This window comes from Luteococcus struthionis (assembly GCF_048595755.1).
GTDB lineage: Bacteria > Actinomycetota > Actinomycetes > Propionibacteriales > Propionibacteriaceae > Luteococcus.
Map to the genome: position 1 here is coordinate 1,325,353 of NZ_CP184360.1, position 25,692 is coordinate 1,351,044.

General features: G+C 67.7%; 22 protein-coding genes. 8 read left to right on the forward strand and 14 right to left on the reverse strand.

The window, feature by feature from the left end; translation table 11 throughout:
• Positions 1–38 precede the first annotated feature (38 nt).
• From ACOAMO_RS05995 to ACOAMO_RS06015, 5 genes are all read right to left on the reverse strand, one after another.
• Complete coding sequence (locus tag ACOAMO_RS05995; RefSeq protein WP_420175748.1) at positions 39–1,256, reverse strand: IS110 family transposase; 1,218 nt, start codon at positions 1,254–1,256, stop codon at positions 39–41.
• Positions 1,257–1,562: 306 nt separating this feature from the next.
• Positions 1,563–2,162, reverse strand: coding sequence for an HAD-IA family hydrolase (locus ACOAMO_RS06000; protein WP_420176677.1), 600 nt, complete (start codon positions 2,160–2,162; stop codon positions 1,563–1,565).
• A gap of 131 nt (positions 2,163–2,293) precedes the next feature.
• Complete coding sequence (locus ACOAMO_RS06005; protein WP_420176678.1) at positions 2,294–3,559, reverse strand: TIGR04053 family radical SAM/SPASM domain-containing protein; 1,266 nt, start codon at positions 3,557–3,559, stop codon at positions 2,294–2,296.
• Positions 3,556–4,968: a protoporphyrinogen oxidase gene (hemG, locus tag ACOAMO_RS06010; protein WP_420176679.1), complete on the reverse strand. Its 1,413-nt coding sequence runs from the start codon at positions 4,966–4,968 to the stop codon at positions 3,556–3,558. Before hemG ends, ACOAMO_RS06005 begins: the two co-directional genes overlap by 4 nt.
• 117 nt (positions 4,969–5,085) lie before the next feature.
• Positions 5,086–5,745 carry a LuxR C-terminal-related transcriptional regulator gene (locus tag ACOAMO_RS06015; RefSeq protein WP_420176680.1) on the reverse strand — a complete coding sequence of 220 codons (660 nt, stop codon included), beginning with the start codon at positions 5,743–5,745 and terminating at the stop codon, positions 5,086–5,088.
• 137 nt (positions 5,746–5,882) lie between these two features.
• Between ACOAMO_RS06015 and alr the strand changes: the two genes are divergently transcribed.
• The gene (gene alr, locus ACOAMO_RS06020; RefSeq protein ID WP_420176681.1) at positions 5,883–7,007 is read left to right on the forward strand and encodes an alanine racemase; all 1,125 of its coding nucleotides are present in this window, start codon (positions 5,883–5,885) and stop codon (positions 7,005–7,007) included.
• A 14-nt stretch (positions 7,008–7,021) separates the two neighbouring features.
• On the opposite strand, the gene ACOAMO_RS06025 is transcribed toward alr, so the two are convergent.
• A complete protein-coding gene (locus ACOAMO_RS06025) occupies positions 7,022–7,696 on the reverse strand; it encodes an EcsC family protein (protein WP_420176682.1) in 675 nt (224 codons plus the stop codon).
• A gap of 195 nt (positions 7,697–7,891) precedes the next feature.
• On the opposite strand from ACOAMO_RS06025, the gene ACOAMO_RS06030 reads away from it, so the two are divergent.
• From ACOAMO_RS06030 to ACOAMO_RS06040, 3 genes are all read left to right on the forward strand, one after another.
• Positions 7,892–9,178 carry a citrate synthase gene (locus ACOAMO_RS06030; protein WP_420176683.1) on the forward strand — a complete coding sequence of 429 codons (1,287 nt, stop codon included), beginning with the start codon at positions 7,892–7,894 and terminating at the stop codon, positions 9,176–9,178.
• A 167-nt stretch (positions 9,179–9,345) separates the two neighbouring features.
• Positions 9,346–10,158: a leucyl/phenylalanyl-tRNA--protein transferase gene (gene aat, locus ACOAMO_RS06035; protein WP_420176684.1), complete on the forward strand. Its 813-nt coding sequence runs from the start codon at positions 9,346–9,348 to the stop codon at positions 10,156–10,158.
• Complete coding sequence (locus ACOAMO_RS06040) at positions 10,151–11,014, forward strand: Fpg/Nei family DNA glycosylase (RefSeq protein ID WP_420176685.1); 864 nt, start codon at positions 10,151–10,153, stop codon at positions 11,012–11,014. The genes aat and ACOAMO_RS06040 overlap by 8 nt, the downstream gene beginning before the upstream one ends.
• Positions 11,015–11,032: 18 nt before the next feature.
• Here ACOAMO_RS06040 and ACOAMO_RS06045 read toward each other — a convergent pair whose 3' ends face one another.
• Positions 11,033–11,701 (reverse strand): DUF5134 domain-containing protein, encoded by a 669-nt coding sequence (locus tag ACOAMO_RS06045; protein WP_420176686.1) that lies wholly within the window; start codon positions 11,699–11,701, stop codon positions 11,033–11,035.
• 154 nt (positions 11,702–11,855) lie between these two features.
• Here ACOAMO_RS06045 and pheA point away from each other — a divergent pair, with 154 nt between their 5' ends.
• Together pheA and ACOAMO_RS06055 are read left to right on the forward strand one after the other, a co-directional pair.
• A complete protein-coding gene (gene pheA / locus ACOAMO_RS06050; RefSeq protein WP_420176687.1) occupies positions 11,856–12,776 on the forward strand; it encodes a prephenate dehydratase in 921 nt (306 codons plus the stop codon).
• A 17-nt stretch (positions 12,777–12,793) separates the two neighbouring features.
• Positions 12,794–13,210 (forward strand): SRPBCC family protein, encoded by a 417-nt coding sequence (locus ACOAMO_RS06055; RefSeq protein WP_420176688.1) that lies wholly within the window; start codon positions 12,794–12,796, stop codon positions 13,208–13,210.
• A gap of 35 nt (positions 13,211–13,245) precedes the next feature.
• Here ACOAMO_RS06055 and ACOAMO_RS06060 read toward each other — a convergent pair whose 3' ends face one another.
• A complete protein-coding gene (locus tag ACOAMO_RS06060) occupies positions 13,246–13,923 on the reverse strand; it encodes an FMN-binding negative transcriptional regulator (RefSeq protein WP_420176689.1) in 678 nt (225 codons plus the stop codon).
• 163 nt (positions 13,924–14,086) lie between these two features.
• Here ACOAMO_RS06060 and ACOAMO_RS06065 point away from each other — a divergent pair, with 163 nt between their 5' ends.
• Positions 14,087–15,523 (forward strand): Nramp family divalent metal transporter, encoded by a 1,437-nt coding sequence (locus tag ACOAMO_RS06065; RefSeq protein WP_420176690.1) that lies wholly within the window; start codon positions 14,087–14,089, stop codon positions 15,521–15,523.
• A 7-nt stretch (positions 15,524–15,530) separates the two neighbouring features.
• On the opposite strand, the gene ACOAMO_RS06070 is transcribed toward ACOAMO_RS06065, so the two are convergent.
• From ACOAMO_RS06070 to ACOAMO_RS06095, 6 genes are all read right to left on the reverse strand, one after another.
• Positions 15,531–16,202, reverse strand: a complete 672-nt coding sequence (locus ACOAMO_RS06070; protein WP_420176691.1) for a hypothetical protein — start codon at positions 16,200–16,202, stop codon at positions 15,531–15,533.
• Positions 16,203–16,352: 150 nt separating this feature from the next.
• Complete coding sequence (locus ACOAMO_RS06075; protein WP_420176692.1) at positions 16,353–18,869, reverse strand: FAD-dependent oxidoreductase; 2,517 nt, start codon at positions 18,867–18,869, stop codon at positions 16,353–16,355.
• A 109-nt stretch (positions 18,870–18,978) separates the two neighbouring features.
• Positions 18,979–19,791 (reverse strand): HAD family hydrolase, encoded by an 813-nt coding sequence (locus ACOAMO_RS06080; RefSeq protein WP_420176693.1) that lies wholly within the window; start codon positions 19,789–19,791, stop codon positions 18,979–18,981.
• Entirely contained in the window at positions 19,788–20,654 is an 867-nt protein-coding gene (locus tag ACOAMO_RS06085; RefSeq protein WP_420176694.1) for a PRD domain-containing protein, read from the reverse strand. The genes ACOAMO_RS06080 and ACOAMO_RS06085 overlap by 4 nt, the downstream gene beginning before the upstream one ends.
• A 190-nt stretch (positions 20,655–20,844) precedes the next feature.
• Positions 20,845–22,272: a glycoside hydrolase family 1 protein gene (locus ACOAMO_RS06090; RefSeq protein ID WP_420176695.1), complete on the reverse strand. Its 1,428-nt coding sequence runs from the start codon at positions 22,270–22,272 to the stop codon at positions 20,845–20,847.
• A 28-nt stretch (positions 22,273–22,300) separates the two neighbouring features.
• Positions 22,301–24,190 (reverse strand): beta-glucoside-specific PTS transporter subunit IIABC, encoded by a 1,890-nt coding sequence (locus tag ACOAMO_RS06095; RefSeq protein ID WP_420176696.1) that lies wholly within the window; start codon positions 24,188–24,190, stop codon positions 22,301–22,303.
• Between the two features lie 278 nt (positions 24,191–24,468).
• Here ACOAMO_RS06095 and ACOAMO_RS06100 point away from each other — a divergent pair, with 278 nt between their 5' ends.
• A complete protein-coding gene (locus tag ACOAMO_RS06100; RefSeq protein WP_420176697.1) occupies positions 24,469–25,671 on the forward strand; it encodes an MFS transporter in 1,203 nt (400 codons plus the stop codon).
• Positions 25,672–25,692: the final 21 nt, after the last annotated feature.

Here is a 25,692-nt window from a genome sequence, read left to right on the forward strand (position 1 = left end):
CCCGAGCTTGTCGAGGGGGGGTGTCCCTATGTTCCTCGTCAAGCGACGAGGGGCATGGGTGAGGGTGTCGGGGCGGGGGCCCGGTAGGGCTCCCGGTTCTTGATCATCGCGAACAGGACATCACAGCGTCGGCGGGACAGGCAGATGAGGGCGGCGTTGTGTTTCTTGCCCTGCGCTCGCTTGCGGTCGTAGTAGGCGCGGCTGGTCGGGTCCTTGAGCGCGGCGAAGGCGGACAGGAACAGGGCTCGTTTGAGGTGCTTGTTCCCGGAGCGGGCGGGGAACTCCCCGCGGATGCTGGTGCCGGAACGGCGAGTCACTGGGGCCAGGCCGGCGTAGGCCGCCAAGTGCCCGGCGGTCGGGAACTGTGAGGCATCGCCGACGTCGAGCAGGATCCGTGCTGCGGTCCTGACCCCGAGGCCTGGCATCGAGGTCAGGACCTCGGCAAGAGGGTGAGCATCAACGACCTTCTCGACCTGGACAGCCAGCTCGGCGCGCTGATCCAAGGTGGCGCGCAGCGACGCGGCCAGCTTGGGCAGGACCTGCTCGGCCGCTGCCGTGCCTGCAACGGTGACGGTCTGCTCCGTAAGAGCTTGGGTGATGGCGTCGGCGAAGTCCTGCGCATTGCGCGGATAGGCCTTCGTGATCACCCTGAGCAGCTTCGATTTCGACGCTGCTGCCATGGCCTGGGGGCCGCCGAGTTGTTCGACAACGGCCAGGCCTTGCTTGGTGCCCAATCTGGGTCCGACAACGCGTTCCAGCGCGGGATGGATCTGGGTGAGCAGGCCTCGGATGCGGTTCGACAACCGGGTCGCCTCGGCGGCGAGGTCCTCATCGAAGCCCACCAACACTTTGAGTTCGGCCAGGGTTTCCTCGCCGGCATCGACCCGGCGCAGCGTGTGAGGCATGGTCCTCGCGGTGTCCGCGATGACGTATGCGTCGCGGGCGTCGGTCTTCGCGTTGCCCGGGTAGAGGTCAGCCGCGCGGCGCATCGCCAGTCCGGGCAGGTAGGCGACGGTAATGCCCATCGACCGGGCGACAGCGATCGGTAGCGCGCCGATCGTGTTCGGCTGGTCGACGACCACCAGCACCCGACCATGGCTCTGGAGCTTGTCGAGGAGTTCCTCGAGCTTGGCTTGGTCTTGCGGCAGGGGCTTGTCGAAGACCTTCTTCCCGGCAGCGTCGAGGGCGCAGGCGTGGTGGTCTTGTTTGCCAACGTCGAGCCCGCACCAGATGTCGAAGCCGCTGTCCTGATTCATGACGACCACCATCCTTGCATCGAAGCGACGGTCGTCGTGGTTGGTGATGCGTCAGCTGCCGGCACCCACGTTACGAAGAGACCTCAATGCTGGGCCATGTCCCTATCAGCGGTCGGCTGGCACCACCAGGCCCGGTGACAACACCCCCCGGATCATCAATGACAGGGGCACTGAGTCATGCCGGGCCCGGCGACCGTGACCCCTCCCTACGGGGTCACCAGCAAGGTAACGGGGAGTCTCGGCCATCGCAAGGAGCCTCGACAGGCTCGGCCGTCGGAAGGGTCGTTCCCCGAGCTTGTCGAGGGGTCACTCCGGCAGAAAGCCGGACTCCACCAGCCACGCGCGCGTGTCCTGGTCGGACTGCCACAGGTGGGTCTGCCAGCCGCGCTGCTCGGCGGCCGCAATGTTCTCCGGCCGATCGTCGACGAAGCACAGTGATGCGGGGTCCACGCCGAGACTTTGCTCCACATGCTGGTAGATGGTCGACTCGGGCTTCATCATGCGCAGGCTTCCCGAGACGAACCAGCCGTTGACCAGTTCACCCCAGTCGGATTCGGCGATGGCGCGTTCGAAGCAGGCCGCCGCATTGCTCAGCACCCACACGTCGTGCGGGCTCATCGCCAGGTCCACCAGCAGTTCCAAGGCGGTGGGGCGCAGCGTCGTCCACACCTTGGCGTCATGGCGGGCCAGCTGGTCGGCCACGGCGGCGTCGATCGTGACTCCCGCCCCCTGCGCGACGGCTGCCCAGTAGGTGAGGTCGTCGGCGCCGCGGTCCCACGCATCACGCTCGGACCAGTACCGACGAGTGATCTCGTGGGGCGCCACGCCCAGCGTCTTGGCGGCGTCGCGCACCTGCGTCGTCTCCTCGACGAGCACGCCACCCAGGTCCAGGATGATCGTCTGCATGGCGAGAGCCTAGGCAGCCCTGTCGAGCCGATCAATGGCATGGCCAGACAGCCGCGTGGCTTCCTGCGGTCCGCGCGTGTTGCAACCCGAGCGCCTGCCACGAACCCGAGCGCCTGCCGGAGCAGGGGTGCTCAGCCCATGTGGCGTGGGGTGCTCTCGATCTGTTCGCTCCAGGCGGGAGGCACGTAGGCGCAGGTGGGGTCGCTGGCCAGGTAGTCGCCGGTCATCGCATAGGCCGTCGAGCGCGAACCGCCGCACAGCTTGTTGAACTCGCACACGCCGCACTTGCCCTTGAACTCGTCGGGCTTGCGCAGCGCCTGGAAGACCGGCGAGGTGGCGTAGATCTCGTGGAAGGGCTGCTCCTTCACGCTGCCGCAGTGCTCCGGCAGGAAACCGTTGGGGTAGACGTCGCCCAGGTGGTCGATGAAGGCGAAGCCGGAGCCGGAGTTCACCGCCATCGGAGCGCGGGGGCGGCGCGGCTTGTCCGGGTGGTCACCCAGCAGGCGAGTGGTCTCCTCGGTGAGGTAGTGGTAGAGCTCACCGCTGTGCGCGACGTGGTCGGGGATCGGGGTGCCGTGCTCGCGCAGCTGCTCGCGCTGGACGGCGATGCGACGGTACTGCGGCGCCTCGGTGGTCTTGATGGCGATGCGGTCGCTGATGTCGTGCAGCCAGTTGAGGACGTCCTCGCGCTCTTCCGGGCTCAGCGCATCCAGGTTGGCGCCGCGGCCGGTGGGCACGAGCATGAACGTGTACCACATGAAGGCGCCCATCTCGAGGACGGTCTTCAGCATCAGCGGCGCCTCCCGGATGGTCTTGCGGGTGAAGACCGAGTTCACCTGCAGCCGGAATCCCTCGGCGAGCATCCACTGTGCGGCCTGCAGCGACGCCTCGAAGGTGCCGGGGAAGCCGCGGAAGGAGTCATGGGTCTCCGCGGTGGCGCCGTCCAGGCTGAGGCTGATGGCCTTGCCACCGGCCTCGCGCATCTCGTGCAGGCGCTCGGGGGTCACCAGCGGGGTGATCGACGGCGAGAGCGAGATCGACAGGCCCTTCTCGGTGCCGTAGCGACACAGCTCGGCCAGGTCCTCGCGTTCGAAGGCATCGCCGCCGGTGAACACGATGATGGGTCGCGGTGCTTCGTAGGCGGCCAGGTCGTCCAGCAGCGCCTTGCCCTGCTCGGTGGTCAGCTGGTCTGGGTGTGCGCGGTGCTGCGCGTCGGCGCGACAGTGCTTGCACACCAGCTGGCAGGCGCGGGTGGTCTCCCAGATGACGATGAAGGGCTTCTCATTGATGTCGTGGCGGATGGTGCGCACCACCGGCGCGTGGTGCTCGCGACGGGTGGGGGTGCGGTCCTCGCCATGGGGGTCCTGGTCGAGCGGGGCGTGGTGGGTGGCGGTCACGATGCTTGGGTGTCCTTTGCGGTGGTGAGGATCTCGCGGGCGGCCTGCTGGCCGGACTTGACGGTGGAGCTGATGCCGAGCCCGTCGACGGCCGACCCGGCGATGCTGATGCCGCCCAGTTCCTGCAGGGCCTGGCGGGCAGCCGCGACGCGCGCCTTGTGTCCGGGGCGCAGCTGCGGCATGGAATGGGGCCAACGATGGACGGCGCTGAAGACGGGGGCTGCCAGCAGCCCGGTGAGTTCACCGATCTCGGCGGCCACCCGGGCGGCCAGCTGCTCGTCGGTGAGGTCGTCGGCCAGGGTGTTCCCGTCACGGCCGACGGAGGCGCGCAGCAGGTGCAGCGGGGTCTCGAGGTGGGGCCACTTGCGGGTCAGGTTGGTGGCGGCCTTGAAGGTGCGGGCCCGGTTGCTGGGCAACAGGATGCCGTTGGCATCGCGCAGGGTTGGATTGTCGGCGACGTCCTCGCGACGCCAGCCGAGCAGCACCGTGGCCACCGAGACCAGGGGCACCTGGTCGTAGAGCGCAGCGGCCGCGGGGCAGTGCTCGCGCAGCAGGCCCGAGCTGACCGGGCCCGGGGTGGTGAGCAGGACGTGGTCGGCGTCGATGGCCTCGCCGTCGGCGAGCACGACGCGCCACTGCTGCCCGATGCGTTCCAGCGCCTCGACGGGGGCCTTGGTGCGGATCGTCGCCTTGCTCTGGGCCGCCAGCGCCTCGGTGAAGGTGCCCAGACCCGTGGGCCACGAGGCGAACATGGGCAGCGGTGCCTTGCCCGGCTTCGGGGCGGCAGGCGTGGTGGCGGGTCGCTTGAGGGTCTTGAGCAGCATCGAGCGGCCATTGGCTGCGGTGGGGACCAGTTGCGCGGCGGTGGCCTGCAGCGAGAGCTGGTGCACGTCACCGCCGTGCAGGTTGCCCAGCAGGGGGTCGACGAAGGTGTCGGTCACCTCGCGTCCGAAGCGGCGTGCGGTGAAGTCACCCACTCCCAGATCTTCGGTGAAGCGCTTGCGGGCCATCAGCGGCTCGAGACCGGCACGCACCAGCCCGGCAGGGCTGAGGATGCCCGACTTGAGCACCGGCCAGATCTTGGTGGGGCCGGTGGGTCCCACACCGGCGGGGAGGGGGCGCAGGCCCTTGCGGGTGGCCAGGACGGAGCTTCCGGGGGTGGCGCCGAGGACGCTCTGCGTGAGGCCCAGCTCGTCCGCCAGCGCGGCGATGTGCGGTGCTCCCAGATGGATCGCCTCGGCACCCACGTCAACCAGCGCGCCTTCTGCGGGCACGGTGTGCACCTGACCGCCGATGCGGTCGGAGGCCTCCAGGCAGATCACCTCGAGTGAGCCGTCGCGGCCGAGTTCCCGGGCGGCGACCAGACCTGTGATGCCGGCTCCGACGACCACCACGCGACGTGACGCCACGGTGCAACCTCCCTGTTCGCCCTTGCGGACTGTGTGTGACCTGACTGTGGCGACTCTACCCGGAGGCTTCCGTGGATATTCGGCTGGGGTGGCCCGCTCGGCGGGGCATGGCAGGGCTCAGCTGGCAGCGCGCCGACCGGCCGAGACCATGCCGTGATCGATGCCCCAGGCCACCGCCTGGGAGCGACGCGTCACCCCGATCTTGCGGTAGGCGGAGCGGATGTAGGACTTCACCGAATTGGGGCTCAGCCGAGTATGGCCCGCAATCTCCAGGTTGCTCAGGCCCTGCGCGATGAGGCTGATCATCTCGGCCTCTCGCATGGTGAGGTTGTACTTGCGCCCGGGCCAGTCGTGGCCCCTGCGCGCTCCGGCGTCCAGATCCACCGGCAGGTTGAAGGTGTCGCAGATCACCTTCTCCCCGACGGCAAGGCGCTCAAGGTGGTCCACCAATTGTTCGGCGTCGAGTGTCTTGGAGAGCAGCCCGTCGATCCCGTCGGCCAGGGCGGCCTCGGCCACCTCGGGGGTGTGGTTCCAGGTGAACAACGCCACCTTGTCCACCGCCATCCGCTCCAGGGGCTCGCGCAGTGTGCGCAGGCGTTCCTCGTCCTGCCCATAGGTGTCGCACAGGGCGATGTCGATCGGGCCGATGGTGCGGGGGTCATCGTCGAGGTCCACCACGGTGACGCGCTCGGCATAGGGCGCGAGCATCTCGCGGATGCCGGCCACGATGATCTCGTAATCATTCACCAGCGCAATACGAAGGGGTGTAGTGCTCACGAATGGATTATCACGCATTTTGGTGGGTCTAATTCCCCAGCGCAATGACCGGCGTGGCACAACACCCCTGCGGGTGTGATACGGCGGTGTCGTTGGGATTGTGGTCGTGATGGTGTGGCCAGTGGAATGATGGGGCCGTGTTTTATGCCACCCATGCCCCCGTCGACCTGTCCGCCATCCGTCGCAACCTGGAAGCGGTTCGTCAACTGGCGGGCAATCGGCAGGTGGCCCTTGCGGTGAAGGCCGACGCCTACGGGCACGGTGCCGTGGCCGTGGCCCAGATGGTGCAGCGGACCGACGTCGCGGATCGGCTGGCCGTGGCCACGGTGCCCGAGGCGCTGGATCTGCGCAAGGCCGGGATCGGGCTGCCGGTCATGAAGCTCTCGCCCTGTTTCCCGGAGGAGGTCGCGGCCGCGGTGCAGGGCGGCGTCACCCTGACCGTGGTTGATGACGACACCATCGCCGCGGCCCAGCGCGCGGCGGCGCAGGCGGGCGCCACGGTGGCGGTGCACCTCAAGCTGGACACGGGGATGGGGCGCATCGGGGCGCCCCCCGATCAGGCGGTGCGGCTGGCTCGGCTGGTGGATTCCTCACCGAATCTGGAGCTCGAGGGCCTGTTCACCCATCCGCCGGTCAGCGATATGGCCGACGGGCGCGATTTCACCATCCAGCAGTTCCGGTGCTTCCTGGATGCCGCGGCCCGGGTTGCCGACGCGCGGGGGCCGGTTGCGCTGGTGCACGGGGCGCCTTCGGGGGCGATCCTGGGTCACAGCCTGGAAGGAATGACCATGGTGCGCCCCGGCATCATGGCCTACGGCTACTACCCCGATGCCAGCACGCCGCGCACCGTGCCCCTGGAGCCGGCGATGTCGTGTGTGAGTCGCATCTCCTTCGTCAAGCAGGTGAGCGCCGGACAGACCGTCGGCTACGGCCGCACCTGGACGGCCGAGCGTGACACCTGGATCGGCACGGTGCCGGTGGGTTATGCCGACGGCTACAGCCGCCGCAATTCCAACACCGGCCGGATGCTGGTGGGAGGACGCAGCGTCCCCATCGCCGGCCGGGTGTGCATGGACCAGACGATGTTGGATCTGGGGCCCGAGGGCGCGGGCGTGCGCGTCGGGGACGAGGTGGTGCTGCTCGGCCGTCAGGGTCAGGAGTGCATCACCGCCGACGAGCTGGCCGAACGGATGGGCACCATCACCTACGAGGTGACCTGCTTGGTGAGCGGGAGGGTCACTCGCGTGCACCACGGCGGCTGACCGCGCCCGGGCGGTCAGCGTCGACGATTGATGAACTGCTTCTTGGCGAAGGCTCCGGTGCCCCAGGTGGCCCAGCCGTCGGTGGCCGCGCCGACGCCGCCACCCACCACCGGGATCTTCTTGCCGGCCAGCAGCGAGACCCGCTTGCCGCCCACCTGCCCCATCAGGTTGGACAGCACCTTCTCGCTGATGGTGTTGTCGAGCGCCGGGTCGTGCACGGGGGCCGTGGCGATGGCCAGTGCCGAGCTGGGGAGCTCCTGTCGTTCGACGGCTCCCTTGGCATTGGCCTCGCCCAGCAGGCACATCAGGATCGCGCTGCGCACCCGCGGATCCTCGATGTCGTAACCGCGCAGGTGGGCGATGGCCGCCACCATGCGGCACTGGACGATGGCCACGCCCGAGACATTGGCGGGGATACTCACGGCCAGCGTCGCCAGTCCGCCCAGATTGGTGAGGAAGCCCTGGGCGCCGGCCATCGCCACATGCTGCTTGATGACGGCATCGATGGCCATCTCGGCCGAGCCGGACTTCTGCAGGGCATTGGCGGCGGTCGACTTGGCGCCGGGGACGCGGCCCACGCCGTCGATGGCGAGCTCGAGTGCCTTGCGCAGCACCACCGCGGAAGCGCCGGGCGCCAGATTCGGTGCCTGCGCCAGAATGTTCTTGCCGATGTCCCTTGCTGCGCCCATGGGGTGACTCCTTCGTGTTGCCGTCGGATCCACGGTAGTCGAGCCCGCGGCCTCTCCCCAGCGTGCGGCCCCCTGATTGCACCCGCATTCGCGGTGGGCGCAAAGCCCCGACCGTGCGGCCACCATGCGGACCGTGTGCCCGAATCCCGGACGGAGGGCCGACGATGGGGTAATCCACTACGGAAGGTAGGAGAAATGGACCAGCAGACCATCACCTTGGTCGTCGACGGTGTCAGTCACGTACTTCCCGTGGTCACCGGCAGCATGGGCGAACGCGCCATCGACATCAGTCGGCTGCGCGCCCAGACCGGCCTGATCACCCTGGACGACGGCTACGGCAACACGGGCTCCTGCCGTTCGGCCATCAGCTTCATCGACGGCGAGCAGGGCATCCTGCGCTACCGCGGCGTCCCGATCGAACAGTTGGCGCAGAACAAGTCCTCCTTCGTGGAGACCGCCTGGCTGGTGATCTTCGGGCACCTGCCCACCCAGACGGAACGTGACCACTTCTCCGACCTGCTGATGCAGTCCTCGGCCTTGCACCCGGACATGGGCAAGCACTTCGAGGCCTTCCACGAGAGTGGCCACCCGATGGCCATCATGAATTCGATGATCAACGCGATGAGCACCCACACGCGTCCCAAGATCACCGACGAGGAGAGCTTCCTGCACGCCGCCGCCCACCTGATGAGCAAGGTGCGCACCATCGCGGCCGCCTCCTACAAGTCACACAAGGGCGAGCCGCTGATCTACCCGCGGCATGACCTGAAGTACGTCGAGAACCTGCTGCACATGATGTTCTCCCTGCCCTACAAGCTCTACGAGCCCACCCCCGAGGTGCAGCGGGCGCTCAACCTGTTCTTCGTGCTCCACGCCGACCACGAGCAGAACTGCTCCACCTCGACGGTGCGGATGGTGGCCAGCTCGCAGGCGAACCTCTACACCGCCTGCTCCGCGGGCGTCGCGGCGCTGTGGGGCCCGCGGCACGGAGGGGCCAACATGGCGGCAGTCCAGATGCTGCAGCAGTTGCACCGTTCGGGGACGAGCACGGCCGAATACGTGGCCCAGGTCAAGGACAAGACCTCGGGCATCAAGCTGCAGGGCTTCGGACACCGCGTCTACCGCAACTTCGATCCTCGTTCCCGGATCCTCAAGACCGCCGTCGACGACCTGCTGCAGGCCCAGGGCGTGCACGATCCGCTGCTGGACATCGCGCTGGAGCTGGAGGAGGTCGCGCTCAACGATGACTACTTCGTGGAGCGCAAGCTGTACCCGAATGTGGACTTCTACTCCGGGATCCTGCTGCGCGCCATCGGCATCCCGCTGAACATGTACACGGTGATGTTCGCGATCGGCCGGATGCCCGGGTGGATCGCCAACTGGAAGGAGGTCAACGAGGATCCGGCGGGCCGCATCTACCGGCCACGCCAGGTCTACGTCGGCCCCGAACTGGTGGAGTGGGTGCCGCGCGAGGCGCGCTGAGGTGCAGCCGCTCGGGTTCTGGGGTTCCGCTCGGGTTCTGGGGTTCCGCTCGGGTTCTGGGCTTCCGCTCGGGTTGCAACCCACGCGAAGCCCGCAAACCCACGCGGCTGCCGGGCCCCGTGGCACGCGACGCGAAATTGTCACAGCCGAGTGCCACACTCGGAGACGTGCTGGCCCACGTCTTCGGTCCCTGGACGCAATGGCCGGATCAGGACCTGATCGCCTTCTCGACTGAGTTCGACGAGGAATTGGCGTTGCAGGCGTACTGCTCCGGTCTGTTCCCCATGCCCCTGCACGAATCGGGCTTCGAGGGGGAGATGGGCTGGTGGTCGCCGATGCAGCGCGGTGTGTTGCCGCTGTCGCGGGTCAAGGCCAGCCGGAGCCTGCGCAAGAGCGCGAAGCGTTACGTGACCACGGTGGATGCCGCCTTCGACGAGGTGTTGGAGGGCTGTGCTGATCCGCAGCGGCCGCACGGCTGGATCGACGACGACATCCGTCGCGTCTACACCCGGCTGCACCAACGAGGCTTCGCCCATTCGGTGGAAACCTGGGATGCCGACGGCAACCTCGTCGGAGGGCTCTACGGCGTCGCGATCCGTGGGCTGTTCGCCGGTGAGTCCATGTTCCACGATCCCGTCCTGGGCCGCGACGCCTCCAAGGTGGCACTGCTGCGCTTGGTCACGGCGCTGTGCGATGGCGTCGCCAATCGGGTGCTCGACGTGCAGTGGCGCACCGATCACCTGGCCAGCCTGGGCGTCGTCGAGCTGGAACGGGTGGGGTACCTGAGCCTGCTCGACCAGGCCCTCGACTGCCCGCCGCTCGACTGGGGCGCGCCGGGGCTTGGCGACGCGCTGCCGGGGCCGCAGCTGCTGGAGCTGTTCGCCGAGCGACAGGCCACCGCCACACCGTGGGGTGAGCGCGACGAGTGGGGCGAGCTGGACGAGTGGGCCCACTGGGATGGAGGAGACGACGATGCCTGAACTGCCCGAGGTGGAAGCCCTGCGCGGCTTCCTGGACGAGCGGCTGCGTGGGCGGGTCTTCGCCCGGGTGGAGCTGCTGACCTTCAGCGCCCTCAAGACCTACGATCCGCCGCTGGATGCGCTGCTGGGCCTCGAGATCGACGGGGTGGCCAGGCACGGGAAGTTCCTGGCCGTCCAGGCGCAAGGACTGCACCTGTGCTTCCACCTGGCCCGGGCCGGCTGGGTGAAGTGGCACGAGGCCCTGCCCACCCGTCCGGTGCGCCCGGGCAAGGGGCCACTGAGCCTGCGGGTGGGGCTGGACGACGATGCCGGTTTCGACCTCACCGAGGCCGGGACCCAACGCAAGCTGGCGATCCACGTGGTCACCGACCCGCAGCAGGTGCCGGCCATCGCCTCCTTGGGGCCAGACCCGCTGGCAGCCGACTTCACGCGGCAGTCCTTCGACGCCATCCTGGATGCCGCGGGCAAGGCACAGGTCAAGGGTGTGCTGCGCGACCAGCGCACCATCGCGGGAATCGGCAATGCCTACTCGGACGAGATCCTGCACGCAGCCCGCCTGAGCCCCTTCAGACCCGTCGCCGGCCTGGACGGCGACGAGCGTGACGTGCTCTACACGGCCCTGCGCGGCACGCTCACCGACGCGGTCGAGCGTGCCGTCGGCCTGGCGGCCAAGGACCTCAAGGACGACAAGCGCAGCAACCTGCGGGTGCATGGCCGCGCGGGCGAGCCCTGCGAGGTCTGCGGCACGACGATCGCCCAGGTGAGCTTCGCCGACTCGTCGCTGCAGTACTGCCCGGGCTGCCAGACCGGTGGCAAGGTGCTCGCGGATCGTCGGATGAGCAAACTGCTCAAGTAGCCAGACCCGCCTGGCTCGTCAGAAGGCCAGGTACTTGAAGAAGGGCAGGATGGGCACCAGCAGCCCCGTGCTCATCCAGAACATGCCGAAGTTCATGGCGAAGGCGTTCAGGCCGGCCAGCCGGTGGCCCGGTTCGGTCACCGCCATCGCGGCACCGCGCCAGCTGGCCCACAGCAGCCAGGCCATCAGGGGAATGCCGATCACGGCCAGCCACCACAGCGTCGAGCCGCTCCCGGTGGCCATGGCGCCGTGGTTCATGGGCGGTGCGCCGTGGTTCATCGTGTGCTGGCTCGACGACATGGGGGCCATCTGCATGGCCTTCATGTTGTGCATCTTCACCATCATCGCCACCAAGTGCCACACCATCGCGCTGAACATGAGGGCACAGCCCACCGCGTGGGAGCGCTGCCCGGCTTCGGCGCGCACCGCCAGCCACGCGAACCACAGCACGCCCAGCGCCATCAAGGCGATCGAGATCGGCACCGGCACCACCGTGCGGAAGGGAACCCACCAGCTCTTGGGCACCATCAGCAGCATGATCACGCTCATCGCCAGGTGCAGCCCGTGCGAGGTGCGCGGGATCGCCTTGCGGGCCCGGCCGGTCTGCAGGAGCTCGTAGGCGGTGGTGAAGGTGAACAGCAGCAACAGTCCGATGAACTTCACCGGGACGGCTGTGAGGGTGAACATATGGGGTTCTCCATGCTCGTGGTTGGGATGTCACAGCACCAGTCGCCCGAGCAACCCAAATGGTTCCCGAGCGTGCCGGGGATTTTCGCCAAATGTTTCGTCCACCGTGCAAGCACCACCGGATCGTGGGGGCCGGAGACCTAGACTCGCCTGCATGCTCGGATACTTCGGCCCGGCCGGAACCTTCACCCATCAGGCGCTGCTCACGATCAGCAGCGACGAGGCCCGTCCCTTCGCCACGGTGGCGGCCGCCCTCGACGCGGTGCGTGCCGGTGAGGTGGAGGCCGTCGTCGTCCCGATCGAGAACTCCATGGAGGGCGGGGTCTCGGCGACGCTCGACAACCTGGCCTCCGGGGATCGTCTGATGATCGTGCGCGAGGTGCTGCTCCCGGTGCAGTTCGGGCTGTTCGTGCGACCGGGGACGTCCATCGACCAGATTCGCAGCATCGTCACCCACCCCCACGCCTACAACCAGACCCGTGACTGGATCGCCGCCAGGGTGCCCGAGGCCCAGGTGATGACCGAGGGCGGCTCGACCGCGGCCGGTGCGTTGGAGGTCTCCAACCCCGACTCCCGTCACGACGCGGCGATCTGCGCGATGGTGGCCGGACAGATGTACGGCCTGGAGGCCGTCGCCTCCGGCATCGCCGACAACGAGGCTGCCGTCACGCGCTTCGTGCTGGTCTCCAAGCAGGGTGCGCCCAGCGCGCCGACCGGTGCCGACAAGACGACGCTGGTGGCCTACATGCACGAGGACCATCCCGGCTCGCTGCAGGAGATCCTCGACCAGTTCACCGGACGTGGCGTGAACCTGAGCCGAATCGAGTCGCGTCCCACCAAGACGACCCTGGGCCAGTACTGCTTCTCGATCGACGCGGAGGGGCACGTGCTGGACGCGCGCATGGGGGAGGCGCTGACCGGACTGCACCGCGTGTGCAAGAAGGTGGTCTTCCTGGGCTCCTACGCGCGTGCCGACCGGGTGAAGACCCGGGTGCCCGCCAGCGCCACCGACGAGGCCTACGAGAAGGCGGCCGCCTGGCTGCAGCAGCTGCGCAGCACGGGGCGTGATGCCTGATGCGCTACACCTGTCGCGTGACCATCGCCGTGCCCCGGGAGCGCGTGCTGGAGCTGATGACCGACCCGCAACGGGCTCCCGAGTGGCAGGCCGGCCTGGCTCGCCATGAGCAGGTGCAGGGTGAGCCGGGACGCCCCGGATCGGTGAGCAAGCTGCACTTCGACAACGTGCCCGGCGACGGCGTGATGATCGAGAAGGTGGAGCGACGCGATGCCCACAGCCTCGACTGCGTCTACCTGCTCGGACCGGTACGCAACGAGAGCCACAGCACCTTCCACGACGTGGACGGCGGCACCGAGTGGTTGGCCGAGCACGTCTTCCTGCTGCCGCCTGGCATGGCCGAAGGCATCGGCGAGCAGGGGCAGCAGGCCTTTCGCGCCAACACCCAAGGCTCGATGGAGCAGTTCAAGGCCTGGTGCGAGGCCAATGCCTGACACCCGGGGTGCTGCGGGCCGATCCTGGGCTTGTCTCAGTCGGCGGGGCTGAGGCGCACGTCGACGGCCTTGCCGCCACGCAGCTCGGAGATCATCTCGTAGCGCTGCTGCGCGTGCGGCAGGCTCACCGTCCGAAGGAAGTCCACCAGCGTCGTCTCGCCCTGCTCCTCGAGCGCGGTGATCAGGCTGCGCACGTCGTCGGGATGCCGGTTCTGGCTCATCTTGGCCTTCGCCTCGATCCGGTCGACGCCCACCTCGACGCTGACGATGGAGCGCGCCATCCGCTGCAGCTTCTCCTCGCCCACGGGTGCGAGCACGTCGGAATCCTCGAAGCGGTGCGTCAGTTCGCGAGCGGCGGCCAGGGCGGCCTCGGGGCTGGCGTCCACGCGCATCGGGCCCCACACGTGCACCGTGATGTAGTCCCAGGTGGGCACATTGGGCAGTGCGTCGTTGGTGGCATACCAGGTGGGCGAGACGTAGGCGTCGGCCTCGTCGAAGACCACCATCGCGGGGCCCGTGACCTCCCTGACCGCCTGGGGATTGTTGCGCACCAGGTGGGTGACGAGCACATTGCGGTCCTGGTCGTAGTGGAAGGGCACCAGGGTGGCGTCGGGGCCGTCGTCGTGGCAGGTGACCAGGTTGCCGGCACGCGGCGTGGCCAGGAGCTGGCGCGTGTACTCGTCGGGAAGCCGGAAGTGGTTGGGGACGTACATGGGCTCCAGCGTAGGTGTGGCCGCTCGGCGCCCACCACGCGGGCGGTGGGCAGTCCTATCCCGCGGGGAGCCGTGCCCCTGCAAAGGCCGCCAAGTCGACCGGAGCAGTGAATCGCGGGGGTAGCGTGGGGCGACTCAGTCCCGACGTTCACAGGAGAACGCCATGGCCCAAGAGCCCGTCGTCGCCAATGCCCCCGTCGTCGCCAATGCCCCCGTCGTCGCCAATGCCGAGGAGCAGGGCGACCCCTATGTCCTCGATCCTGCCAAGATCCAGGAACCGCCCGTCGGCTGGGGTCCCAGCCTGCGATTCCTGGGCCCCGGCATGATCACCTCCGCCGCGGTGGTGGGCTCGGGTGAACTGCTCACCGCCACCGCGCTGGGTGCCAAGGTCGGCTTCCTGCTGCTGTGGCTGGTGCTGGTCTCCACCTTCGTGAAGGTCGCCGTGCAGATCGAACTGGCCCGGTGGTCCATCTCCACCGGACGGCCCGGAACGCTGGGTTATGACGACGTGCCGCCGCGGATCGGCAAGCGGGGTTGGATGAGCTACCTGGTCATCCTGATGTTCCTGCAATTCCTCACCAGCCAGGCCGGCGTGCTGGCCGCCGCAGGCTTGGCCATGTCGATGCTGGTGCCCGTGGCGGGCGCACCGATGTCACCGGTCTCGGTCGGCTTCTGGGTGGTGCTGATGGTGGCCCTGGCCATCGCGATCCACTTCACCAATCGCTACAGCATCGTGGAACGCGTCTCGACGGTGCTGGTGGTGCTGGTCACCGCCGCCGTGGTGGTGATGGTCTTCGGCATCCAGTTCACCCCCTTCGCCTGGAGCGGCAGCGACCTGGCCGACGGCATGCAGTTCAGGATCGCCGCCGGCACCATGGGCATCGCGCTGGGCATGTTCGGCCTCACCGGCGTCGGTGCGGGCGAGATCAGCTCCTACTCCTTCTGGTGCGTCGAGAAGGGCTATGCCGCCTGGACCGGGCCCAATGACGGCTCCGAGGAATGGGCCCGTCGTGCCCGCGGTTGGGTTGGGGTGATGAAGAAGGACGCCTGGGTCAGCTGGGTGGTCTACACGCTGTCGACGATGGCCTTCTACATGCTCGGTGCCGCGGTGCTGCACCCGCAGGGCCTGGAGCCCGCGGGCAATGAGGTGCTGAAGGTCCTCAAGCGCATCTTCGACGACACCGTGGGTGGCTGGGCCGGTGGCATCTTCCTGGTCTTCGCCGCCGTCGCGCTCTACAAGACGATCCTGGCCAATGTCCCTAGCCTGAGCCGACAGACCGCCGCGGCGGCCTCCCTCTTCGGCGCCTTCGACTGGTACGACCGGGCCGCGCGTGACAAGGCGATGCGCTTCGTGATGATCTTCCTGCCCATCATCTGGGGACTGCTGGCCGTCGTGGTCAAGTCACCGCTGCAGATGGTCATCCTGGGCGGCATCCTGAACGCGCTCTACCTGATGGGGGTGGCGGTGGCCACCCTGTACCTGTCGCACACCCAGACCGATCCCAGGATCAAGGACGGCAAGCTCTTCATGGTCTACCTGGTGATCTCGGCCATCGCCGTGTTCACCGTCGGTGCGATCTCGCTGCTCGACATGTTCTGACCAGGGCTCACCACTCCCAGTCGATGGTGTGGCGTCCTGCGCCGGGGTCGGAGAGCACCAGCTCCACCATTGGCCCGACGGTCAGCTCCTGCTGCACCTTCGCCTCGGCCTGGCCCTGCTCGGGCCGGACGCTGTGCCAGACGCGGGTGGGCAGGGGCCCCTCGAAGTTCACCGTCAAGGTGAGCAGCTGCGCCGGCCGGCTCAGCGAGTAGCCCATGGTGGTGCAGGCGGTTCCGCCCTGGAAGTTCAGGCGATGCCGGGTGCGGCGCTTCTCGCCCTGCTCCACCGGGGGATCGAAGAGGAATTCGTAGACGTCGGCACCTTCGTCGACGGGGATCACCCGGCCGAGGGTGCAGCCCAGCAGCGCCTCGGCGCTGACCTGCTGCCCCTCGTCGAGGTCGAGCGAGATGGACCAGCCCCGCAGGTCGTCGGCGGTCGCCTCGATCACCAGCGTCGTGGTGGCCGAGCGTTCGGTGTGGTCCGCGCCCACCACCACCTCATGGTGGGCGGCGATCAGACGCTGCCCGGAGGCATTGGGGACGTGGGCGTTCTGGATGACGCGACGCAGCTGCTGGACGCGATCACTGGTCCAGGCCCGCGCCACGGCGGGACGGATCACGTCGCCGATGCGCTGGGCAAGGTCGCTGGCAGGATTCTCGGGGCGGGACGTCGGTGTCACGATGCCTCCTCGGTGGGGCTTGGTGGCTTCATTCTTGCGCAGATCCCCTCGTCAAGCACTAGTGCCAGGACAATTCCTTGACCCGTGGTGGAGCCCCCGCAGCCCCGCAGGGGGCTCCACCACGAAGAACGACCAGTTGTATCGGGCCGATCAGATGAACAGGGTGGTCTGGGAGTCACCTGCCTCGTCGAGGAAGGTCGCCACGCCACCGAACTCCACACCCGGCAGCAGGTCGCTCTCGGCGATGCCGAGCAGCTCCATCGTCATGGTGCAGGCAATCAGTCGCGCGCCGTTGTCGATCGCCGACTGGATCAGCTCCGGCACGCTGGCCACATTGTGCTGCTTCATCACGTTCTTGATCATCGCGGTGCCCGCGCCACCCATGTGCATCTGGCTCAGCGTGAGGGCCTCGGCGCTGGAGGGCATCATCGTCTTCATCATCTTGTCCATCGGCTTCATCTCCCGCTTGGGTGCCTTCGGATCGCGCAGGGCGTTGAGGCCCCAGAAGGTGAAGAACATGCTCACGTCATTGCCCATGGCCAGGGCGCCATTGGCGATGATGAAGGCCGCGATCATCTTGTCCAGGTCACCGGAGAAGACGACGAAGGAATTCTTCGACTGCTGCGCCGCCTCGGTCAGGCGCGGCTGCGGCGCGGTCTGGACGGCGCCGCCCTTGCGGAAGACGGCCCGCAGCCCCGCCCCGTCGGGCGTGATCTCCACCAGTTCGTGCCCATTGCGCTTGGCCCAGGCCGGGGCGTCGGCGGCGAAGCCGGGATCGGAGACGTGGGCGACGATCTCGTCGCCGGGGTTGAGGTCCTTCATGCTCTCGGTGAGCTTCATGATCGGGCCCGGGCAGGCCAAGCCGGTGCAGTCGACGTCCAGCAGCGTGCGGGCGGCCGAGGTGGCGTCGGTGAAGCCGAAGGCCTGCGCGGAGCTCGATGAGGTGGGGGTCACGGGATTCTCCAAGCTGTCGGGCTGGGTGGGGCTGTCTGGCTGGTCGGGGCTGCCCGGCTGGGTGGGGAACCATGCCCGATGGGTGACGCTTCCTCCGGAGAGGAAGGCGACGTCGGTGAAGCCGTTCTGCACCAGGATCCGCTGGGCCAGGTAGCTGCGGAAGCCCACGGCGCACAGCAGGCGGATCGGCTGGTTGCGGTCCCAGTCGTCGAAGCTGGTGCGCAGCTGGCCCAGCGGCACGTTCTGCGAATCGGGCAGGTTCCAGACCGCGAACTCCTCGGGTTCGCGCACGTCCACCACGCGGCATCCCGTCAGGGAATCACCCGGGTACCAGAGCCTGGCGTCACCCTTGATCACGTTGTGGGCCAGGAATCCCGCCATGTTCACCGGATCCTTGGCGGAGCCGAAGGGCGGGGCGTAGCACAGCTCCAGCTCCTCGAGGTCCATCACGGTGCCACCCAACCGCAGCGCAGTGGCGATCACGTCGATGCGCTTGTCGACGCCATCGGTGCCGCAGGCCTGCGCGCCCAGCAGGCGGCCGTCGGCCGGATCGAAGAGCACCTTGAGGTGCATCGGTGAGGTGCCGGGGTAGTAGGCGGCATGACCGGTGGGATGCACGTGGATGGCGGTGTGGGGCAGCCCCGCCGCCTTCAACTGGCGTTCGTTCGCACCGGTGCTGGCGGCGGTCATGGTGAAGACCTTGACCACCGAGGTGGCCTGGCTGGAGCGGTAGCTGACCTCGCGACCGCAGATGTTGTCGGCGGCCACCCTGCCCTGCCGATTGGCTGGGCCGGCCAACGGCACCAGGTGCTCACCGGGCAGGACGGTGTGCCGGTGCTCCACCACGTCACCGGCAGCCCAGATGTGCGGGGTGCTGGTGCGCTGCTGCTCGTCCACGACGATGCCGCCGCGCGGGCCGAGCTCGAGGCCAGCGGCGACGGCCAGCTCCGTCAGTGGCCGCACGCCGATCGACAGGATCACCAGGTCGGCCTCGATGCTGGTGCCGTCGTCCAAGGTGGCCGTGAGCGAATCACCTTGGGCGGGCGCGAAGGCCTCCACTGCGGTGCCCAGGTGCAACTGCACCCCGGCGGTGCGCAGCACCTGTTCGACGGGAGCGGCGATCTCGTGGTCGAGCGGCGGGAGGATCTGCGGTGCCAGCTCCACGATGTGCACCTGGGCGCCGCGCTCGTGCAGGTTCTCCGCGGCCTCCAGTCCGATGAAGCCGGCGCCCACCACCAGGGCGCGCAAGGGCTTGTCACCGCGGGATTCCACGCTTCGAGTGCGCTCCAGGATCGCATCCATGTCCTCGACCTGGCGCAGCGTGTGGATGCCGGGCAGGTCATGGCCGGGCAGCTGTGGGGTGATGGGGGCGGCGCCCATGCACAGCCCCAGTTCGTCGTACTGCTCGGTGTACTCGTGACCGGTGGCCACCTCGCGCACCGTGACGGTTCGGGCCTGGGGATCGATCCCGATCACCTCGTGTCCGGTTCGCACGTCGAGGTCGAGGCTTTCCCGCAGGCTCTCGGGAGTCTGCAGCAGCAGCCGCTCCCGGTCGGAGATCACGCCGCCCACGTGGTAGGGCAGGCCACAGTTGGCGAATGAGACGTAGTGGGAGCGCTCGAGCACGACGATCTCCGCGTGCTCATCGAGGCGGCGTGCCCGAGCGGCCATGGACATACCGGCGGCAACGCCACCGATGACGACGAGTTTCATTGACTTCTCCTGTGTGGTCTTTCGATCACCACAATAGTACCCCTGGGGGTATATAGGAAAGCCAATTGGTGGGACGGAAGCGGTCGTCGGACTGGGGTTTGGAGGGGGCTCAGACGAGCCCGAGCCTCTCGAAGGCGTGGGCAAGGCCATCGTCGTCGACGGAGTCGGTCACCCAGGTGGCGACGCCCTTCAACTCGTCGGGTGCCTGACCCATCGCGACGCCGGTGCCGCACGACTCCAGCAACGCAATGTCGCTGCGAGCGTCGCCGAAGGCGATGAAGTCGTCGGTGCCTCGGCCCAGGTGGTCGGCGAGCAAGCGCACGCCCCTGCCCTTGTCAACGCCCAACTGGCCGATCTCTCCGAACTCGTCCTCGACGCCGCTCGCGGTCCAGGAGGCCACACTGGCCCGGCCGTCGAAGAGCCTGCGCAGTTCGTCGAGGTCAGTCCCGCGCGGCAGGACGAAGCTGATCTTGTTGACGTCGTCGTGGCCGCGGGAGGTGTCGTGGACCATCTCGGGGAAGATGTCTCGCACGTAGGCGGGGGTCTTCCCGAGCCGATCGGCCGCCTGTTCGAAGAGCTCCGGGCTGCCGAAGAGGCCCGAATTGCATTCCAGGTAGAAGGCCAGGTGCCTGGACTCCAGCCAGTCGATGGCCTGCTGCACGACGTCGACATCGAGCACCTGGTGGTGGACCACCTCGTCGTGGTGCTCGATGTAGGAGCCGTTCCCACCGATCATCCCGTCCAGGCCCAGCTCCCACAGGTGCTCGTAGATCTCGGCCTTTGCCCGGCCGGTGCAGATGAAGAGCTGGTGTCCGGCGGCGCGCGCCGCACGAACTGCCTCCGCAGCAGAGCTGGGCAACGAGGTGTCATGGCGCACCAGGGTGCCGTCGACGTCGAGCAGCAGGATCTTGGACTTGGTCATGGCTTGTCACTTTCGGTGGCGGCGCGCGAGGGGGAGGTGAGGCGCGCGATGTGCATTGCGAGGTAGGTGGTTTCGCTGGCCGACACCGTGGTGCCCAACCGCAGCTCGAGGATCTCGCTGACTCGATGGGCCGCCCGGGTGGCGTCGGGGTAGGTCGAGTGCAGACTCTCGGCCAGGGGCGTGAGTTCGTCGTCCAGTTGGGCCCCGTCCTTGGCGCGGATGAAGAAGTAACGCAGGTGCGTGATGAAGCGAGCGGCATTGGCCGAGTCGCGGTCGATCGGATGGCCGGTGGCGCTCTCGACCACGTCGAAGATCTGGCTGAACAACCCGGTCATCTGATAGGTGGCGCTCAGGTCTCCGGTGTTGAAGCTGGCATTGACCAGGTGCAGCGCGATCGGCATCGCCTCATCCGGGTCCAGGGGCGGCTGGATCTCTGCGTTGATGGCCTGCACCACCTGCTCGGCCAGCGCGACCTCACGCGGGTACAGGTGCACCACCTCGGCGCGCAAGGGGTAGTCGATGGCGATGCTCGCCTGCGTGCGCTTGATGGCAAAGCTCAGGTGGTCGGCCAGGGCCACCAGTGTGCTCGACGGCAGGGGCGCGTCGAGCTGCCCCCGGATGCCTTCCAGTGCACGGGCGGCCAGGTCGACGTGTTCGGGTGGGATGGAGGCGAGCAGCTGGCCGAAGTTGTCGGCGCTGCGCCCGTCGTCTGGCACGAAGGTGCGCACCACCTTGGACTCGTCCACTCGGCGGCCCGGCTTGGCCTGGAAGCCCAGGCCTCGTCCGGTGAGCACCACTTCACGGCCGGCCTCATCACGCGCCAACACGACGTTGTTGTTGAAGACGCGGAGCAGTTCCATCATTGACTTCCTCCTGGGTCCATCCAAGCCCCGGTCCTCGAGCCTGTCGACCCGATCCCCGAGCCTGTCGAGGGGTGGCCTCGACAGGCTCGGCCGTCGGACCTGATCCGTTTCCCCGAGCTTGCTGACCCGATCCCCGAGCTTGTCGAGGGGCCTCGACAAGCTCGGCCGCCGTGGCCACGGCCGTGGGGTGCTAGCGCAGGCTGGCGCCGTTGGTGGCGATGACCTGCTGGTAGAAGTCGAAGGACTTCTTCTTGTGGCGCTCCAGCGTGCCGGTGCCGTCGTCATTGCGGTCGACGTAGATGAAGCCGTAGCGCTTGCTCAGCTGCGCCGTCGAGGCACTGACCACGTCGATCGGGCCCCACCAGGTGTAACCCCACAGTTCGACGCCGTCGGCGATGGCTTCGCGCACCTGCACCAAGTGGTCGTTGAGGTACTGGATCCGGTAGTCGTCGATGACGGTCTTCACGCCATCGACCTCCACCAGCTCGTCCTTGGCGCCCAGGCCGTTCTCGACGATGAACAGTGGCTTCTGCCAGCGGTCCCAGAACTGGTTGAGGATGATCCGCAGGCCGACAGGATCGATCTGCCAACCCCATTCGGAAGCCTCCAGATGAGGGTTGGGCACGCCTCCGATGATGTTGCCCTCGCCCTTGGTCTGCTTGGTGGGATCTGAGGTCTCGCAGATGCTCACGTAGTAGCTGAAGCTGACGAAGTCGACAGTGTTCTTCAGCGTGTTGCGGTCCTCGTCGGTGATGTCCAGCTCGACGCCCAGCTCCCGCAGCTTGCGCAGGAAGTAGCCCGGGTAGGTTCCGCGGACGTGCACGTCGCTGAAGGCCAGGTTGTCGTGGTCGGCCTGCATCACCTTGAGCACGTCGGCGGGATTGGGGGTGAGCGGGTAGATGGGCATGGCGATGACCATGCAACCCACCTTGAGGTCGGGGTTGATCTCGTGCGCGATGCGGGTCACCGAGGCCGAGGCCACCAGTTCGTGGTGAATCGCCTGGTACAGGTCCTGCTTGGACAGCTGCTGCAGCGGAGTCCAGATGCCGCCGGACATCAACGGTGCGTGCAGCACGGAATTGATCTCGTTGAAGGTCAGCCAGTACTTGACCCGCTTGCCGTAGCGCTCGAAGCAGGTGCGGGCGAAGTTTTCGTAGAAGCCGATCAAGCGGCGGTCCACCCAGCCGTCGTAGGTCTTGGCCAGGTGCAGCGGCGTCTCATAGTGGCTCAGCGTGACCAGCGGTTCGATGCCGTGCTTCTCGCACTCGTCGATCACCCGGTCGTAGAAGGCCAGGCCGGCCTCATTGGGTTCGGTCTCGTCGCCCTTGGGGAAGATCCGGCTCCAGCCGATCGAGAAGCGGAAGACCTTGAAGCCCATCTCCGCAAACAGGGCGATGTCCTCGGCATAGCGGTGGTAGAAGTCGATGCCCTCAAGCTTGAGATTGTCGGGGGTGGGCTCCTCGGTGGGCGGGGCGACGATGCCCTTGGGCATCACGTCCTGGATGCTCAGGCCCTTGCCGTCGACGTCGTAGGCGCCCTCGTACTGGTTGGCGGCCAGGGCACCGCCCCACAGGAATCCCTCGGGGAAGGTGGTGCCGGTCAGGTCAGTGGTGCTCATGGTGTTGATTCTCCTCTGCTGGTGGGTTTCAGGCGACGACGACGCAGGCGTCTGCGCCGGCGGCAACGGGCCCGGCGACTGCGGGTGTCACCTCGGTCAACTTGTCGGAATTGGTCACCACGACGACCGTGGTGGGGTCGTAGCCGGCCTCGGCCACCTTGGTCAGGTCGATGGTGCACAGCACCTGTCCCTTGGTGACCCGGTCTCCCTTGGCCACCTGGGGGGCGAAGCCCTCACCCTTCATCTGGACGGTGTCGATGCCCACGTGGACCAAGACCTCGATGCCGTGGTCGTTCTTGATGCCGAAGGCGTGGCCGGTCTTCATGGCGACCACCACGTCCCCGTCACAAGGAGCGACGATGCTGCCGTCGGTGGGGCGGATGCCGAATCCGGAGCCCATCGCGCCCGAGGCGAAGACCTTGTCCGGAACGTCGCCGAGGGCAACCAACTCACCCGCCACCGGGGAGCCCAGACTCAGCGTTCCGGTGGCCGTCGGAGTCGTGCTTGCAGTGGCTGCATCCTCGTCGACGACGGGGTCGGGCAGCACGTCGGTCACCTCGTCGGCCTGTTCCCGAGGCCCGAACAGGAAGGTGAGGGCGAAGGCGATCCCGATGGCCACGGCGCAACCGATCAGCTGCATCACGAAGGAACCGTGGTTCATGTAGCCGGCCAGACCCAACAGGCTGGGGAAGACGAACTGGTCATTGGCGCTGCCACCCAGGGCGGCGATCATGCCGCCGATGGCGCCGCCGACGCAGCCGAAGTAGAAGGGCTTCTTCAGTGGCAGGTTGACGCCGTAGATCACAGGCTCGGTGACGCCGGCGACGAAGCCGGACAGCGAACCCGCGGTGGCGATGTCGCGACGCTTGGCGCTCTTGGTGCGCAGCGCGATGGCCAGGGCGGCGGCGGCCTGGGCCAGAACGGCAGCCGGCAGCGGGCCACCGAGCAGGGTGTAGCCCTGGGTCGAGAGGTCGTTCAGCATGATCGGGACCAGGCCCCAGTGCAAACCGAAGAGCACGAAGACCTGCCACCCGGCGCCCATCACGGCACCGGCCAGCCACGGGGCAGTGGCGAAGAGCCAGTTCACACCCGACGAGACGCCCTTGGCCGCGATGGTGGTGACAGGGCCGATGGTGATCAGGATGAAGGGCACCATCAGGGCGATGGTGATCAGCGGGGTCATGAAGTTGCGCAGCCAGTCAGGCAGGACCTTGTTCAGCCCGCGCTCCAGGTAGCTCTGCAGCCACACGCCCACGATGATCGGGATGACCGAGCTGACATAGCTCATCATCACGACGGGGATGCCGAAGAACTCCACCGGGGTGCCGACGGTGTTCAACGCAACGATGCTCGGGTAGACCAGCGCGCCGGCGATCGCCATCGAGGTGAACTGGTTGGCCTTGAAGCGCTTGGCCGCGGTGACGGCCAGGAAGATCGGCAGGAAGTTGAACAGCGCGTCGGCCGCGGCATTCAGGATGATGTAGGTGGTGCTGGCATCACTGATCCACTTGAAGGTGGTGGCGGCGGCCAGGCCGGCCTTGAACAGGCCAGCGCCGGACAGTGGCCACAGCACCGGCAGGAAGATGGAACTGATCAGCTGGATGAACTGGTTCAGCAGGCTGCCCTTGGGGCCGGTGTCCTCGTCGGAGGCGGTGTCGCCGGTGAGCTTGGAGATCTCGCCGAGTGCGGCGTAGACCTTGGGCACGTTGTTGCCGATCACCACCTGGTACTGGCCGCCGGCCTTCATCACGGTGATGACACCGGGGATCCGCTCCACGGCGGCGGTGTCCGCCTTCGACTCGTCGCGCAGCTTGAGCCGCAGCCGGGTTGCGCAGTGCGTGAGGCCGGAGACATTCGCCTCACCGCCCACGTTGGCGAGGATCTCCTCCGCCGTCTTCCTGTAGTCAACCGACGCCATTGCCGGACTTCCTTTCCTGATGCCGGCCACCTTGGCCGGTAAACAAAAAAGACCCAGAACGCACTGATGCGTTCCGGGTCTTGCCCCGACCGTGGCCGGGTAACAATCCTGGGTGTCCTCGTGAGGACGATGACTACATTAGACCATGCGGTCAGTCGCTTGTGAAGGGGGTCTGCTCAACGAGGGGAAAACCGTCCGGCTACGACTTGGACACGATTGAGTGGGCCTCGCGCTCCGGCGATACTGGGGCAGGCCGTGTCGTGGGAGGGAGGGGCCGGATGGGGCAGCACGTCGCTGGGGCCCGGCACCAGCGCCCGCAGGGCCTGGCCTTCGTGGCCGCGACGTTGGCCCTCGTGACCTCCTTCGTTGCCGCTGCCGCGCCCCTGCCGCTGTACAACACCTACCGGGCGGAGAACGGGGTCACCACCGCCGACCTCTCGCTGGCCGTCGGGCTCTACTTCCTGGGCACCATCGCGGCGCTGCTCTTCCTGGGGCGGTTGTCCACCTATCTGGGACGACGGCCACTGACCATCGCCACCCTCCTCGTGGTGATGGCCGGGTGCGTGGTGCTGCTGCGGGTGGAGTCGGTGGCGCCACTGGTGCTGGGTCGTTTCCTGATGGGGGTGGGCAGTGGTCTGGCCTCCAGTGCGGTCATGGCCTACGTCGTGGACGCCGCACCGGCGAGGCCGCCGTGGCTGGCGACGCTGATCACCTCCCAGAGTTCCAATGTGGGGATGACGTTGGGAGCCTTTGGGTCGGGGGCGCTGGTGGACCTGGGGCCAGCGCCACGTACCACCGTCTACTTCGCCGTGATCGTCCTGCTGGGGGTGAGCCTGGTGCTGGTGCTGCTGGCTCCCGAGACCCATCCCCGCACGCCCGGCGTGCTGGCCTCGCTCCGGCCCCGGTTGGCGCTGCCACCCCACGTGCGGCGCCTGATGCCGGTGGCGGCGACGACCTTCATGTCGACGTGGGCGCTGGGCGCCGCCTACCAGTCGCTGGGCCCCAGCATCACCAAGGACTACCTGCATACCGACAAGGCCCTGGGCATGGCGCTGGTCTTCTCCTCCTTCATGGTGCCCGGCATCCTTGGGGCCCGCCTCGGCAGCCGCTTCCTGCCGGCGACGGCGCAGCGGATCGGCATCACCGGCTTCCTGGTCGGCGCGGTGGGCCTGTGGGCCAGCCTCTCCGGCGGCGCGATGATCGGCTTCCTGCTCTTCGGCGCCCTGGCCGGCTGTTCGCAGGGGCTCACCGTCACCTCGGGCATCCGCGGCCTGTTGCAGGGCACGGCCCCGTCGGAGCGGGCGGGTGTGCTGGCCGCAATCTACGTGACCTGCTATCTGGGCGCGATGGTGCCCAACCTCGTGATCGGCCAGTTGACCCGGACGTTCACGCTGCCGCAGGTGATGACCGGCTTCGTCGCGATGTCTGCCGTCGCTGCCGTCATCACGTGGCTCTGGGCGCGCAACCCGTCCGTCACCTGACGGCGTCGTCGGTATCGCCGT